Source organism: Micromonospora sp. U21 (assembly GCF_018070045.1).
In the GTDB taxonomy this organism is placed as follows: domain Bacteria; phylum Actinomycetota; class Actinomycetes; order Mycobacteriales; family Micromonosporaceae; genus Micromonospora.
The window spans coordinates 239091-253806 of record NZ_JAGPYK010000004.1 but is presented as its reverse complement, the minus strand read 5'-3'; the positions used below and the strand labels follow the sequence as shown (position 1 = coordinate 253806).

The 14716-nt window shown below is 73.7% G+C and carries 12 protein-coding genes; 2 read left to right on the top strand and 10 right to left on the bottom strand.

Translation table 11 applies throughout. The features are described from left to right. Both xylB and xylA read right to left on the bottom strand, forming a co-directional pair. The gene (xylB, locus tag KBX63_RS07490; protein ID WP_210909873.1) at positions 1-1431 is read right to left on the bottom strand and encodes a xylulokinase; all 1431 of its coding nucleotides are present in this window, start codon (positions 1429-1431) and stop codon (positions 1-3) included. A gap of 8 nt (positions 1432-1439) precedes the next feature. Further along, entirely contained in the window at positions 1440-2627 is a 1188-nt protein-coding gene (gene xylA, locus KBX63_RS07485; protein WP_210909870.1) for a xylose isomerase, read from the bottom strand. Positions 2628-2704: 77 nt separating this feature from the next. Between xylA and KBX63_RS07480 the strand changes: the two genes are divergently transcribed. Continuing rightward, positions 2705-3943, top strand: a complete 1239-nt coding sequence (locus KBX63_RS07480) for an ROK family transcriptional regulator (RefSeq protein ID WP_210909863.1) — start codon at positions 2705-2707, stop codon at positions 3941-3943. A gap of 170 nt (positions 3944-4113) precedes the next feature. Here KBX63_RS07480 and KBX63_RS07475 read toward each other — a convergent pair whose 3' ends face one another. Beyond that, positions 4114-4755, bottom strand: coding sequence for a MarR family winged helix-turn-helix transcriptional regulator (locus KBX63_RS07475; protein WP_247661849.1), 642 nt, complete (start codon positions 4753-4755; stop codon positions 4114-4116). Between the two features lie 58 nt (positions 4756-4813). Between KBX63_RS07475 and KBX63_RS07470 the strand changes: the two genes are divergently transcribed. Further along, positions 4814-5944 carry a PP2C family protein-serine/threonine phosphatase gene (locus KBX63_RS07470; RefSeq protein ID WP_210909855.1) on the top strand — a complete coding sequence of 377 codons (1131 nt, stop codon included), beginning with the start codon at positions 4814-4816 and terminating at the stop codon, positions 5942-5944. A 3-nt stretch (positions 5945-5947) separates the two neighbouring features. On the opposite strand, the gene KBX63_RS07465 is transcribed toward KBX63_RS07470, so the two are convergent. From KBX63_RS07465 to KBX63_RS07435, 7 genes are all read right to left on the bottom strand, one after another. Continuing rightward, entirely contained in the window at positions 5948-7432 is a 1485-nt protein-coding gene (locus KBX63_RS07465) for a sugar transferase (protein ID WP_210909853.1), read from the bottom strand. A gap of 218 nt (positions 7433-7650) precedes the next feature. Then, the gene (locus KBX63_RS07460; RefSeq protein WP_210909846.1) at positions 7651-9408 is read right to left on the bottom strand and encodes a substrate-binding domain-containing protein; all 1758 of its coding nucleotides are present in this window, start codon (positions 9406-9408) and stop codon (positions 7651-7653) included. Between the two features lie 144 nt (positions 9409-9552). Continuing rightward, the gene (locus tag KBX63_RS07455) at positions 9553-10611 is read right to left on the bottom strand and encodes a lactonase family protein (protein ID WP_247661919.1); all 1059 of its coding nucleotides are present in this window, start codon (positions 10609-10611) and stop codon (positions 9553-9555) included. A 117-nt stretch (positions 10612-10728) separates the two neighbouring features. Further along, on the bottom strand, positions 10729-11331 hold the full coding sequence (locus KBX63_RS07450) for an ATP/GTP-binding protein (RefSeq protein ID WP_089019271.1): 603 nt from the start codon (positions 11329-11331) through the stop codon (positions 10729-10731). Beyond that, positions 11312-11701 carry a DUF742 domain-containing protein gene (locus KBX63_RS07445; RefSeq protein WP_210909842.1) on the bottom strand — a complete coding sequence of 130 codons (390 nt, stop codon included), beginning with the start codon at positions 11699-11701 and terminating at the stop codon, positions 11312-11314. Before KBX63_RS07445 ends, KBX63_RS07450 begins: the two co-directional genes overlap by 20 nt. Continuing rightward, a complete protein-coding gene (locus KBX63_RS07440; RefSeq protein ID WP_210909840.1) occupies positions 11691-12113 on the bottom strand; it encodes a roadblock/LC7 domain-containing protein in 423 nt (140 codons plus the stop codon). The genes KBX63_RS07445 and KBX63_RS07440 overlap by 11 nt, the downstream gene beginning before the upstream one ends. After that, complete coding sequence (locus KBX63_RS07435; protein WP_210909838.1) at positions 12113-14692, bottom strand: nitrate- and nitrite sensing domain-containing protein; 2580 nt, start codon at positions 14690-14692, stop codon at positions 12113-12115. The genes KBX63_RS07440 and KBX63_RS07435 overlap by 1 nt, the downstream gene beginning before the upstream one ends. Between the last annotated feature and the right edge of the window lie 24 nt (positions 14693-14716).

Genomic DNA, 14716 nt, shown 5'->3' with positions numbered 1-14716 from the left:
TCAGCGCCGGTCCAGGACCAACCCCCGGGCGGCGGCGTACTGGTCACGGACGGCGGGGACGGGCTCGGCGGCGTACTCCTCGGTGCCCTCGACCGTCCACCGCGGTGGCGCGTCACCGCCGAGAGCGACCCAGGCGGCCTGCCGGGCGGCGCCGTCGGCGACGTACTCCCCGGCCGGCGGGACGACCACCGGGCAGCCGAAGACCTGCGGCGCGATCCGACGTACCGCGGCCGACCGGGCCCCACCACCGACCAGGATGACCCGGCGGACGGTGGCGCCCTGCGCGGTCAACGCGTCCAGGCCGTCGGCGAGCGCGCAGAGCATGCCCTCCACGGCGGCGCGCGCCAGGTGCGCGGGGGTCGAGGTGCGCAGGGTCAGCCCGTGCACCGCGCCGGTGGCCAACGGGCGGTTCGGCGTCCGCTCCCCCTCCAGGTACGGCACCATCACCAGCCCGTCCGCCCCGGCCGGCGCGGAGAGCGCCAGCTCGGCCAGCTCGTCCAGGCCGACACCCAGCATCGCGGCGGCGGCGTCCAGCACCCGGGCTGCGTTGAGCGTGCAGACCAGCGGCAGGAACCGGCCGGCCGCGTCGGCGAAGCCGGCCACCGCGCCGCCGTCGTCGGCCGCCGCCACGTCGGCGACGCTGAACACCGTGCCGGAGGTGCCGATCGAGACGACCACGTCACCCGGACCGGCACCGACACCGAGCGCGGCGGCGGCGTTGTCCCCGGTGCCCGCGCCGAGCAGCGCGCCGCCCGGCCCACCCAGCTCCCCGGCCGGTAGCCTGCCGGCCGACTCGGCCGGACCGAGCACCTCGGGCACCGTCAGCCGCCGACCGAAGGCCCGCTCCAGCAGGTCCAGCCGGTAGTCGCCGGTCGCCGGCGACCAGTAGCCGGTGCCGCTGGCGTCACCCCGGTCGGTCCGCAGCGCGGCCAGCCCCGGCGCGCCGGCCAGCTGCCAGGTCAGCCAGTCGTGCGGCAGGCAGACGGCGGCCACCCGGGCCGCCAGCTCCGGCTCGTGCCGGGCCAGCCAGCGCAGCTTGGTGATGGTGAAACTGGCCACCGGAACACTGCCGGTGGCCTCGGCCCAGAACCGGCGCCCCGCCGCGCCGCCGCCCGCCTCCTCGACCAGATCGGCGGCGGCGTCGGCGGAGCGGGTGTCGTTCCACAGCAGCGCCGGCCGGACCACCCGGCCGTCCTCGTCGAGGCAGACCATGCCGTGCTGCTGGCCGGCGACGGAGACCGCCGCCACGTCGGCGAACCCGCCGGCCTGGTCGGCGGCGCTGCGTAGCGCCTGCCACCAGGCTTCCGGGTCGACCTCGGTGCCGTCCGGGTGCGGCGCCCGGCCCTGCCGGAGCAGGGCACCGGTCTCCGCGTCCCGGATCACCACCTTGCAGGACTGGGTGGACGAGTCGACGCCCGCGACCAGCAGCATGGCGGGCCTCAGCGGGCGCCGAGCAGGTGCTCGACGGCGAGCTGGTTGAGCCGGACGAAGCCGAAGCCCCGGGCGGCCACCGCGTCGACGTCGAACTCCTCGAAGGCGGACCGGTCGGCGAGCAGGTCGTCGTACCCCTCGCCCGGCCTCAGCGTCGGCGTGCTCAGCTCGGCGACCTTGCTGGCGGCCAGCGCCTCGGCCACCTCCGGGTCGGCGCGGAACGCAGCGGCCCGCTCCTTGAGCAGCAGGTAGGTGCTCATGTTGGCGGCCGCCGACGCCCACACCCCGGCCATGTCCTCGGTGCGGGAGGGCTTGTAGTCGAAGTGCCGGGGGCCGTCGTAGGTCGGCCCGCCGTTCGGGCCGCCGTTCTCCAGAAGGTCCACCAGGGCGAACGCGTTCATCAGGTCACCATGGCCGAAGACCAGGTCCTGGTCGTACTTGACGCCGCGCTGGCCGTTGAGGTCCAGGTGGAACAGCTTGCCCTGCCAGAGCGCCTGGGCGATGCCGTGGGCGTAGTTGAGCCCGGCCATCTGCTCGTGCCCGACCTCGGGGTTGAGGCCGACCAGCTCCGGGTGGGCCAGCTGGGAGATGAAGGCGAGCGCGTGCCCGACGGTAGGTAGCAGGATGTCGCCGCGCGGCTCGTTGGGCTTGGGCTCCAGCGCGAAGCGCAGGTTGTAGCCCCGGTCGATGACGTACTGGGTGAGCAGGTCGACCGCTTCGCGGTAGCGGTCCAGCGCGGCGCGGACGTCCTTGGCGACGTCGTACTCCGAGCCCTCCCGGCCGCCCCACATCACGAAGGTGCTCGCACCCAGCTCGGCGGCCAGGTCGACGTTGCGCAGCACCTTGCGCAGCGCGTAACGCCGGACGTCGCGGTCGTTGCTGGTGAAGCCGCCGTCCTTGAACACGGGGTGGTTGAAGAGGTTGGTGGTGACCATCGGCACCACCAGGCCGGTCTCGTCGAGGGCCTTGCGGAACCGGGCGATGTGCTGGTCGCGGGTGGCGGCGTCGACCCCGAACGGGACCAGGTCGTCGTCGTGGAAGGTGATCCCGTACGCGCCCAGCTCGGCGAGCCGGTTGACGGCCTCGACCGGGTCCAGCTCCGGGCGGGTCGCGTCACCGAACGGGTCGCGGGCCTGCCAGCCCACGGTCCAGAGCCCGAAGGAGAACTTGTCGGCGGGGGTGGGACGGGGTGCCATGAGGGGCCTCCGGGGTGTGTCGTCCACTATTTGTTCAACGATTGAATTATTTGCGCGGCCTGTGGCACTGTCAAGGGGTGAGCCCCACCAACGCTCCGGCCGGCGCGGTCCGTCAGGGCAGCCTGCGCGAGCTCAACCTCGCCCTGGTGCTCGGCCGGATCGCCGCCGCCGACCGTCCACCATCCCGGGCCGACCTCGCCACGGCGACCGGCCTGACCCGGGCCACCGTTTCCGCGGTGGTCGAGGACCTGCTCGCCGGCCGGCTGGTCGACGAGGCCGACCCGGCGCCCCGGGCCGGCGCCGGCCGCCCGGCCCGGGGTCTGGTGCTGGCCGACCAGGGGCCGGCCGGGCTCGGCCTGGAGATCAACGTCGACTACCTCGCGGTCTGCGTGGTGGATCTGTCCGGCCAGGTCCGGCACCGCACCGTGCACCGGGCCGACCTGCGCCCGGTCGCCCCCGCCGAGGCACTCGCCCGACTGGTCGCGATGGCCGGGCAGGCCCGCACCGACGCCGCCCGGCAGGGTCTCAGCCTGGCCGGGGCCGCGCTCGCCGTGCCGGGCCTGGTGGACGGCGCCGGGCTGGTCCGGCTCGCGCCGAACCTCGGTTGGCATGACGTGCCGGTGCCGGCGCTGCTCGCCGAGCACCCGCCGTTGACCGAGCAGGTGCCCGGCGTGCCGGCGCTGGTGGTGGACAACGAGGCCAACCTCGCCGCGCTCGGCGAACTGCACTCCCGGCCGCCCGGCCCGGCCAGCTTCCTGCACATCTCCGGCGAGGTCGGCATCGGCGCCGGAATCGTGTTGAACGGAGCGCTGTTCCGCGGCGTGCGCGGTTGGAGCGGTGAGATCGGGCACCTCCCGGTCCACCCGCAGGGCCGTCCGTGCCGCTGCGGCGGGCAGGGCTGCCTGGAGCAGTACGCCGGCCAGGAGGCGATCGTGGCCGCTGCCGGGCTGGCCCGGGCGGAACTTCCGGCGGACACCGCGACGGCTCGACTGGCCGAGTTGGCCGAGGCCGGCGACGCCGACGCGCTGCGGGCGCTGCGTGACGCCGGGACGGCGCTCGGTGTCGCGGTGGCCGGCGTGGTCAACCTGCTGGACCTGGACACCGTCGTGCTCGGCGGCGGGTACGCCCCACTGGCGCCCTGGCTGTGCCCCCCGGTGCTCGCCGAGATCGCCGGCCGGGTGCTCACCGCCGCCTGGTCACCGGTCACGGTCCGACCGGCGACACTCGGCGCGGAGGCCGCCGCGGTGGGCGCGGCCGGCTCGGTGGTACGCCAGATCGTCGCTCGTCCCGCCGGTTGGCTGGCCCGCTCCGGCTGACGGGCGTCCGTCGCGGAGGCTCGGTGGTTCTTGCCCTCAGGCAAGGGTCCCCGGGCGGGCAGGCCCACGACGACGTAGCGGTGCTGGCCGTGTGCGCGTCGGCGTGACCGACAGCAGCCCCGGCGCCCAGCGGCTCGACGTGGGCGGGGCGCTCGGCCCGACCGGCCGGATCAGGCGGTCCGCGCCACCGGAGGTTCCCCGGTCGGCGACTCCCGGGGCGGGCACACCGTCCGTTCGGGTCCAGCCGACGCGCCCGTCCACACCGCCCGGCCCGGCGGGTCCGCGTCCTCCGACCAGTCGCCTGCCCGCCCGGTCGGCGGGTCCAGGTCGTCCGGCCCGCTCGGCCCCGACGTCTGCGCCTGCTGCCGGCGGGCCGTCTCGTCGAATTCCCGCATCCCCTCCAGCAGTGCGGTGCGACCCGCGGGGCTCATCCCGGCCAGCACGACGGCGAGTTGCGCCTGGCGGTCGGCTCGCAGCTCGGCGAGGAGCCGGCGGGCCTCCGGGGTGAGGTGCAGGGAGATCTCCCGCCGGTCGAAACGGCCCGGCTCACGCTCCAGCATTCCGGCGGCGACCAGCCGGTCACAGAGCCGACTGGCGGAGCTGAGCAGCATGCCGAGCCGGGAGGCGAGCCGACGCAGGTTGATCCCGTCGTACTGCTCCACGACCATCACAGCCCGTAGCTGCGCTCCGGACACCCGGTTGGCGGTCCCCTCCCGAGCCGACTCCCACACGGTCAACAGGGCAGCCGCCGCCGAGTCCAACGCGGCAGCCATACTCGTCTCGGGGTCCGGCGGACCGTGCAGTTCGGCCATGGTGGCCCGAGACTACTCCGAACCCACTGGTGGTCGAGCTTTGATCAAGGGAGTGGTGATGAGCGAACCGGTCAATCGGGCACGACGTACCCTGAACGAGACACCCGTCGATCGTCTCGTCGGCGGCGTCGGCGACGTTCTTGCCGGGTCGTACGGGATCACCGAGACGGAGCTGTTCCAGGTCGACTACCGGCTCTCGGAGCTGTTGCCTCTCACCGAGGGTGACCCCGTGACGGGTCCCGGGCACCCCGCCTGGCGCGCCTTCGACCACCAGTCGCCGGTGCTCGCCGACGGCACGGCCTGGCTCCCGGTCAGCATGCGCGGCGAGCGCCGGGGGGTGCTGCGACTGGCGCCGGTCCCGGACGACCCGACCCTTGTCGGCGAGCTGGCCGACATCGCCACCGCGCTCGCCCACGAGCTGGCCGCCGTGTCCGCCGGCACCGACGTCTACCGGGCGGCGCGGCGCAGCCAGCGGCTCACCCTGGCCGCTGAGATGCAGTGGGACCTGCTGCCGGGTCGCAGCCGGATCCGGCCCTCATTCAGTCTGGCCGGGCAGCTGGAGCCGGCGTACACGGTGCGCGGCGACAGCTTCGACTGGTCCGACGACGGGGAGAGTCTCTGGTTGTCCACCATCAACGGCACCGGTGAGGGTGTCGCTGCCTCCCTGCTCACCTCGCTGGCCACCCACGCGCTCCGCAACGCCCGCCGGGCCGGGCTCGGCCTGGCCGATCAGGCCGCCCTCGCCGACCAGGCGCTCTACGACGAGTACCGGGGTGAACGGCACCTCTCCTCGCTGCTGATGGAGCTGGACCTGCGCTCCGGGGTGCTGACGGTGGTCGACGCCGGCTCGCCCCGCCTGGTCCTGCTGCGCGAGGGAAAGGTCACCGAGCAGCCGCTGGAGGCGCAGTTCCCGCTCGGCATGTTCGAGGCGACCGACTACCAGGAGCAGCGGTTCCCGCTGGAGCGCGGCGACCGGATCTTCGTGGTCAGCGACGGGGTGGTGGAGGCCACCGGGCAGCACACGCGCTACGGCGAGACGGCGCTGGACCGGTTCCTGCGGCGGACCGGCCCGATGGAGCCGTTGGACGCCGTCCGGTCGCTGATCGGTGACCTGCGCGCGTTCGTCTCCGGTGACCTGGTCGATGACGCGGTGGTGGTCTGCCTGGACTGGACCGGGCCGCAGCCGTGACCGTCAGTACGCACCGCGGCTGTTCACCACCGCACCGAAGGTCTTCCAGAGGATGGTGAGGTCGGCGGCGAGGGACCAGTTCTCCACGTAGTAGAGGTCGAGCCGGATGCCGTCCTCCCAGCTCAGGTCGGACCGGCCGCTGACCTGCCACAGACCGGTCATGCCGGGCTTGACCAGCAGCCGCCGGGCCACGTCGCCGTCGTAGCGGGCCACCTCCGAGGGCAGTGGTGGGCGTGGCCCAACCAGGCTCATCTGGCCCAGCAGCACGTTGACCAGCTGCGGTAATTCGTCGAGCGACCACTTGCGCAGCAGCCGGCCGACCCGGGTGACCCGGGGGTCGTCGCGCATCTTGAACATCAGGCCGTCGGTCTCGTTGCGGGCGGCCAGCTCGGCGAGCAGCACGTCGGCGTTCACCACCATGGTCCGGAACTTGAACACCCCGAACTCCTGCCCGCCCCGACCGACCCGGACCTGCCGGAACAGCACCGGGCCCCGGCTGTCCAGCTTGATGGCCAACGCGATGAACGCGATCAGCGGCAGCAGCAACGCGAGCGCCAGCGACGAGGCGGACCGGTCGACGAAGCCCTTGACCAGCTTCCGTGCGCCGCGGAACTCGGGCGCCTCGACGTGGATCAGCGGCAGCCCGGCGACCGGGCGGGTGTGGATCCGTGGGCCGGCCACGTCCGTCAGCGCGGGCGCCACGACCAGGTCGACGCCGGTCCCCTCCAGCTGCCAACCGAGCCGGCGCAACCGGGCGGCGGTCAGCTCGCCGGAGGCGGTGACCGCGACCGTGTCCGCGCCGATCGCGGTGGCGGCCTCCGGGATGCCGCGGAACGATCCCACCACCGGCACGTCGCCCAACCGCTGCGCCACCGGCGCCAGCAGCGCGTCCGGGATGCACGCGCCGACCACGTGGTAGCCGGCGTACGGCTCCCGGCGCAACGTGTGCACCAGCTCCAGCACGTGCGCGGTGTCGCCGACCACCAGCACCTTGCGGGACCAGCCCGCGCCACGTGAGCGGGCCCGGTGCAGACGCTTGCGGGCGGCGAAGCGGGCGACTTCCAACCCCAAGGTGCCCACCGCGAAGGAGATGCCGAGGAAGCCTCGGGAGACGCCGACGTCGGCGATGTACCCGGCGATGGCGATCGCGCCGGCCAGCCGCAGGCTGGCCGAGCTGACCCGCCGGTACTCGTCCGCCCCGTAACCGATCACCCGGTCGTCGTAGCAGCCGAGCGCCTTGAGCGAGACCAGCCAGGCCAGCACCAGCCCCGGCGCCACCAGCACGTACGGGATCTCCGAGCCGCTCGGCTCGTCGTCACCGAACCGGGCGACGTAGCCGACGAGCAGCGCGATGATGAGGACGGTGGTGTCCAGCACCACCAGGATCCGGATGTACGACCGTTCGTCGGCGCGCGTCACCAGCCCGGCTGGACGGCCGGCAGGTTTCCCCGACCTGCTCGCGGGGGTCGACAGTGTCGCCGCGGTCACCGGCCCTCCCACTCTGATCAGGACGGCCCCGGCCGACGGATCGGACCGGAGGCGGACCGGCAATGCCGGAACACGTCGCCATCCTGCCCTGACAACTATGACCGCCGATTACTTCCGACGTATTGCCGTCACTTTTCTTCAACCGTCGAGGGCTACCGAGAAAGAGCCCGCCGTACCGGATCGGTGTACGACGGGCCCCTTCCTGTCTGCGTCTCGAATCAGCGCGGCGCCGGCGGGCGGAGCGCGATGGCGTTGAGGAAGATGTTGCCGATCTCGCTCGGGTCCTTGGTGACGAAGCTGCCGCCACCGGTCACCTTCGTGATCGACTCCAGCTCGGCCTTGCTGACGCTCTCGCCGATACCGATCATGACCACCTGGACCGGCCGCTCCGGGTCAGCGATCTGCTTCAGCTTGGCGAGCAGCTGGGCCTGGCTGATGCCGCTGCTGTCCTCGTTCTTGCCGTCGGTGAACAGCACGATGGAGTTGACCCGGCCGGGTTGCCAGTTCTCCTGCACCGCCTGGTACGCGGCCAGCGTGGTGTCGTAGAGGCCGGTGCCGCCGTCGGACGGCTTGATGCCGCCGAGCGCGCCTTCCAACTGGGCCCGCTGGGCGGAGAGCGGGCCGATGGGGATCAGCTGGCGGTAGTCCCGGTTGCCGACCAGCTTGGTGGAGAAGGTCCACAGGCCGATCGACCAGGAGTCGTCGAAGAGGCCGAGGCCGCGGCGTGCCGCATCCACGGTGACCTCCTCCCGGCTGCGGTTGTTGGCGCTGGGCACCTTTTCCTTCATCGAGCCGGAGACGTCGATGACGGCCAGCATCCGGCCGGACTGGGTGGCGATCGACCAGCTGGAGACGACCCGCTGTATCGCAGCCGGGTCCAGGCCACCCGCGGCGGTGCCGCCGGTGGGCGGCGCGGTCGACGCGCCGCCGGCCGGGCTCGGCGCGCCCTGCGGCGCCTTGAAGCCGGCGCCCCAGTTGCCGTCCGGCGCGCGCAGCGACTGCGCCGCCAGCCGGTCGCGGAACTTGGGGGTGGTGAGCAGCTCGTACAGCACCCGGGCCGCCGAGGCCTTGGTCGGCTCGATGCCGGGCAGCACCGCGTACGGGTAGTCCAGCGGCATCGGCGCCGGCTCCATGTAGAGCGCGGCGAGCTTTACCGGCGGCTCCTTGCTGTTGTAGGCGATCACGTCCTCTTCGGACAGCGCCGCCGCGCCGAGACCGCTGGCGATGGACGTCGGGTCCGTGGCGGTCGGGAAACGGGCCAGCAGATCGTTGCGGAGCGAGGAGCGCCCGGTGGCCAGCGCCCGCAGGGCACCGACGGTGTTGCGCTGGGCGTCGCCACCGGCGGCGCTGGCCGCCGCGGTCAGCGACAGCAGGCCGGACAGGCCGGCCGCGTCCCGGGTCGGCTCGACGATCCCGGTGCGCAGCGGGGTGCCTGGGTTGTTGACCTGCTTGAGCAGGTCCGTCCAGGTGAACTTCTTCTTGGGCCAGCCCAGCCGGCCGGCCACCGGCTCGGGCATCGCCACGACGACGGGACTGCGCGCGATGGAGGCGCCGTTGGTCGGAGCGAACGCCGTGGCGTCCTTCTTCAACCGCAGCAGCCAGGTCGAGGAGTCCGGCACCCAGACGTCCGGGGTGACGGCGGTGCCGCTGGCCTGCCCGACGCCGGCCAGAACGGCACCGTGCTTGGCCGCCACCACGGCGGCCACGTCGACCGGGTCGGACGCTGAGACGTCCACCCGGATGCAGGTGGGGCCTACCGCGGCGCCCTCCTTGACCCATTGGGACGCGGCGGCGTCCACCGCGGGCGCAAGCTCGGAGGCGACTGCCACGGCGAGCCGAATCTCCCCCGAACAGCTGGGCTGGATCAGCTCTCGATAGCCGAACCAGACGCCGGTCGTGACGACGAGCACCGTCGCCGTAGCGGCGGCGGCTGCTAGATGGAGTTTCGTACGCATGCGATGGCGGCCTGCTGACACGGTGACCATCTTGCGTACAAGGTGCCCTCTCTGCCACATCCGTTCGGACGAAAGTTACGGAGGAGAAACAGTTGATCGCTGTTTAACGACGCAGAGTGATGAGGCGGCCCCATGGTGTGGTCAAATCGGTGTCGCTCTCGCGTCTCACGACAGCACACAGGTCGGGCTCGGCACCGGCACGGGCTCGCCGATCGGCGTCGGGACGCCGGTGGTGGCGTCCCGGCGGAAGACCCGCACCATGCCCGCCCGCTCGTCGGCGACATAGAGGTGGTCGCCGAGCAACGCGAAGTGCCGGGGCCACTCGCCACCGGTGTCCACTTCGGCCACCAGCTCGGGCAGCTCGCCGGCCAGGTCGAAGACGGCGATGGTGCCCACCCCGCGGTTGGCGACGTAGAGGAACCGGCCGTCCGGTGCGACGGCGACCTCCGACGGCTGGACGTGGCCGGCCCGCTCGCTCGCCTCGACCCGACCGCGTTGGTGCAGCGCGCCATCGTCGGTCAGCTCGTACGCGATGACCGAGGCGTCCAGCTCGCCGACGAGCCAGCAACGCCGCCCGTCGGGGTGGCGGGCCAGGTGCCGGGGGCCCGTGCCGGGAGCCGTACGGATCCGGGGTCCGCGGGGCACCAGCCGCCCGCTCGCGCCGTCCAGGTCGTACCGGTAGACCGAGTCGGTGCCGAGGTCGACCGCGAGCAGCGGCCCTCGGCCCGGGCCCGGCGAGACCATGTGGCAGTGCGCCCGCTCCTGGCGCTCCGGGTCGGCGCCGTGGCCCTCGTGCACCACCAGGTCGGTGCGCTCGCCGGGCACGCCCCGCGCGTCGAGCGGGAAGACCGCGACGCTGCCTCCGCCGTAGTTGGCCGCCACGAGGTGGCCGCCGTCGGGCAGCACCGCCAGGTGGCAGGGCTCGGCGCCGCCGGTCGACCAGCTGCCGAGCGGATCCAGCGCCCCGTCGGGGCCGACCTGCCAGGCGCTGACCTCCCCATCTGCCAGCTCGTTGACCGCGTAGAGCACCGGGTGGGTGGGGTGCCGGGCCAGGAAGGAGGGAGACGGGGTGATCGCCACCGTGCCGAGCGGGGTCAACGCCCCGGTGGCCGGGTCACGGCGAGCCGCGACGATGCCGCTGCCCCGCCCGCCGCTCTGCGCGGTGTAACACCCGATGTGGACGACCTCGACCTGACCACTCACGTCCAACTCCTCCGCCGGCATCCTGCGTTGATCCAACCAGAGGCTGCCCGCGATGCCGGCTCGTTAACCGGCTTTCCGGCTCCGGATCGGCGCCGCCAGGACCCCAGCCGCTGCCGGCCGGCCGTGGGCGGCGGCGACTCAGGCGGCCGGCACCGGCTCTCCGCGCTGCCGGGCCACGTGCTCGACCAGGGAGATCAACACCAGCTTGCCGGACTGCCGGTCCCGCGCGTCGCAGAGCACCATCGGCACGTCCGGGTCAAGGTCGAGCGCCCGGCGTACGGTCTCCAGGTTGAACCGGCGGGAGTCGTCGAAGCAGTTCACGCCCACCACGAACGGGATGCCGCGCTGCTCGAAGTAGTCGATGGAGGGGAAGCAGTCGGCCAGCCGCCGGGTGTCGGCGAGCACCACCGCGCCGAGTGCGCCGAAGGCCAGCTCGTCCCAGAGGAACCAGAACCGGTCCTGCCCCGGGGTGCCGAACAGGTAGACCTGGAGGTCGTCGTTGATGGTGATCCGGCCGAAGTCCATCGCCACCGTGGTGGTCGACTTCCCCTCCACCCCGGAGATGTCGTCGGTGCCGATTCCGGCCCCGGTCAGCACCTCCTCGGTCTGCAACGGCCGGACCTCGCTCAGCGCGCTGACCAGCGTCGTCTTGCCGGCCCCGAATCCACCGGCGATGAGGATCTTCAGTGCGAGCGGGATGGTGGTGCCGGAGCCCGCATGGTCATAGCGCACGAAGTCCACTGACCACCGCCTTGAGGATGTCGTTGTCGGGAAGGTGCCCGGCGGCCGGCGGCTCGTGCACCGCGACCAGTCCCTGGGCGAGGAGGTCACCGAGCAGCACCCGGACCACCCCGACCGCGAGGTCCAGCTCGGCCGCCAGCTCGGCCACCGACACCGGCCGGCGGGCCAGCGCGACCAGCCGCCGGTGCTCCGGGAGCAGCCGTGGGTCGGCCGCCGGGTCGAGATCCGACCCGGCCAGTACGAACGCGACGAGGTCGAACCCATCGACGGCGGAGCGTACCCGGCCGCCGGTGAGGGTGTACGGGCGCACTACCGGGCCGGCGTCGCCGTCCAGCCACTCGTGCTGCGGCCCGGGCGGCTCAGCTCGCATCACCGGCACCCGCCGACGATCGGGCCGGTGCGGTGAGGTTCTCCCCGACCCGGATCACCAACATCGCCATCTCGTACGCGACCAGGCCGATGTCCGCGTCGGCGTCGCTCACCACGGCCAGGCAGGTGCCCTGCCCGGCGGCGGTGACGAAGAGGTACGCCGACTCCATCTCCACCACGGTCTGCCGGACCGGGCCACCGTCCACGTGCCTGCTCGCGCCCCGGGCCAGGCTGGAGAAGCCGGCGGCGAGGGCGCAGAGGTGCTCGGCGTCGGAGCGCTCCAGCTCGGCCGAGGAGCCGAGCAGCAGCCCGTCGGCGGAGAGCACCACCGCCTCCCGGGCCGCCGGTACCCGTTCCACCAACTCGTCGAGCAGCCAGTCGAGGCCGGTGCTCTGCTTCGTCGAATGCGGCACTAGGCGTCCCTCTCAGTCGCGGTCGGGGGTTCGGAGGCCGCGGCGGGCGCGGCGGCCGGGGCAGGCCCCGGGTCGGCGACTCGCGCCGGCACCGGATCGGCGGCCGGCCTGACAGCCGGGTCCGCGCCGGCCTGGCCTGCGGGGTCTCCTGGCGCCGTCGGGTCTGGAGAGGCCGAGGCGGCGGCGGGTCCTGCCGGGGCGGTGGCCGGGCCGGCCGGGCCGCCCGGGTTGATGACGGTGGCGCGGCCCCGGGCGGTCCCGGCCTGGAGAGCCGACATCACCCGACGCACCTCCTCAGGCGATCGGGGCGTCGGGGTGTCGGTGACGGTCGACCGGGGCCGGGATGCCGGGGTACGCCGCCGCACCCGGCGGGGCAGCCCGTCCAGCTCGTCCACCGCCTCGCCGTCGGCCGGCAGCCGGTCGCCCGCACCGTCACCTGACCCGCGACCCGTGGCCGACCCGATCGGTGGTGGCCCGCCGTCGCCTGACCCGTTGGCACCTGAACCGTTCGTGGGCGCCGGGTCCGGTGTGCCGGTGGGTCGGGCGGACGGGGCGCCGGCGGTGAGCGGGGCCGTGAGTGCCCGGCTGCGGCCGGCCCGGGTCCGGGGTACGGCAGCGCGCCGGCCGGTCCGGGCCAGCCGCCGGTCCGGGCCGGGTGACGCGGCGCCCAGCCCGGCCGGGTCGGGGCCGGCCGGCGGCTCGGTGGTGATCAGGTCGGTGGGGACCAGCACCACGGCGGTCACCCCGCCCTCCCCGGACGGGCGCAGCCGCACCCGCACCCCGTGCCGTGCCGCCAGCCGGGCCACCACGAAGAGACCGAGGCGAGCGCTCTGCGCCGGGTCGAACTCGGGCGAGCTGGCGAGCCGGACGTTGGCGCTCTCCAGCGCCGCGGCGGACATCCCCAGCCCCTGGTCGGTGATCTCCAGCGCGTACCCGTTGGCCACCTGCTCCCCGCTGACGGTGACCCGGGTGTCCGGCGGTGAGAAGGCCGTGGCGTTCTCGATCAGCTCGGCGAGCAGGTGGATGACGTCACCGACGGCCCGGCCCAGCACGCCGGCCGGCTGAACGGCGGTGATGTCCACCCGGTCGTACGCCTCGACCTCCGAGCTCGCGCCCCGGATCAGGTCGACCATCGCGACCGGGTTGCGCCAGCCGCGGCCCGGCGCGGAGCCGGCGAGGATGACCAGGTCCTCGGCGTGCCGGCGGAGCCGGGTGGCCAGGTGGTCCACCTGGAACAGCTCGGCCAGCTCGTCCGGGTCCTCGGCGCGCCGCTCCATGCGGTCCAGCAGGTGCAGCTGCCGGTGCACCAGGCTCTGGCTGCGGCGGGCGATGTTGAGGAAGACCTCGTTGAGCCCCCGGCGCAGGGTGACCTCGTCCACCGCGGCCTGGACCGCGGTGCGCTGCACCTCGGTGAAGGCTCGCCCGACCTCGCCGATCTCGTCGTGGCCGTATTTCAGTGGGGGCGCCTCCCGGGCGACGTCGACCTGCTCACCCCGGCGTAGCCGGGTAACCACGTCCGGCAGCCGGTGTTCGGCCAGCTCCAGCGCGGCGGTGCGGACGCCGCTGAGCCGTCGGACCAGCGTGCGGCCGACCCGCAGCGCCACGAGCACCGAGATCACCACGGCGACGAGCCCGAGCACCCCGGCCGCGGCCAACCGGACCAGGATCCGGACCGCCATCGGCACCGAGCGGTCGGTGAGCCCGTCGGCCTCGGTCAGCTCGAAGTCGCGGAGCTGCTGCTGCACCGCGTCGTGGCTGGCCTGCCAGGCCGCGGCGTCCACCGGTGGCCGGCCGGACCGGTTGGCCACGACCAGCGTGTCCTGCATGGCGCGGAGGCGGGTGAACGCGGTGCCCTCGGTCAACCGCTGGTACCCGGCCCGAGCCGCCTCGGGCAGGTCGGCCACCGCGCTCTCGGTGAGCCACCGCTGGTTGCCGATGGCCTGCACGAGCTGGGTGTGCTCCCCCTCGGCGAACCGGCCCGCCGCCAGCGCTCCGGCCAGCAGGGCGTCGGCCTGGCCGAGCAGCTCCCGCGAGCGACCCAGCGCGGTGAGAGCCAGCACCTGCCGGTTGAGGTCGGGCTCGGCCAGGTTCGCCATGCCGGCGAACGCCTGGAAGGCCGAGGAGATCATGCCGCTGTAGAGGCCGATGGCGCCGGCCCGGTCCACCTTGCGGTCGTCGATGAAGTCCCGGCCGGCCGGCAGGGCCGCGAGGGCGGTGACCAGCCGGTCGACCCGAGCGTCGAGCAGGTCGTCGGCGGCGTCGCGCAGCTCCTCCCCGTCGACCCGGCGGCGCAGCTCGGCGACCGCCCGATCGGTACGCTGCCGCTGCTCGGCCAGGGCTGGCAGCTCCGTGGTGCCGGCGAGCTGCACCACCGAGAGCCGGCGTTCGCGTTGCAGCTCGGTGACCACGGTCTCGCCGGGGCGGCCCAGGTCGTACAGCAGGGTGCGGGCGGAGAGCAGGTCCAGCGCGGGACCGAAGGTCAGCGTGGTGGCGAAGATCCACAACGCCAGTAGCGCGGTCACCGGCGCGACGACCAACGCGGTCAGCTTCGAGCGGATCGGCCAGTCGCGGGTTCTCATCAGACCTCGCCCGTGCAGGGGTGG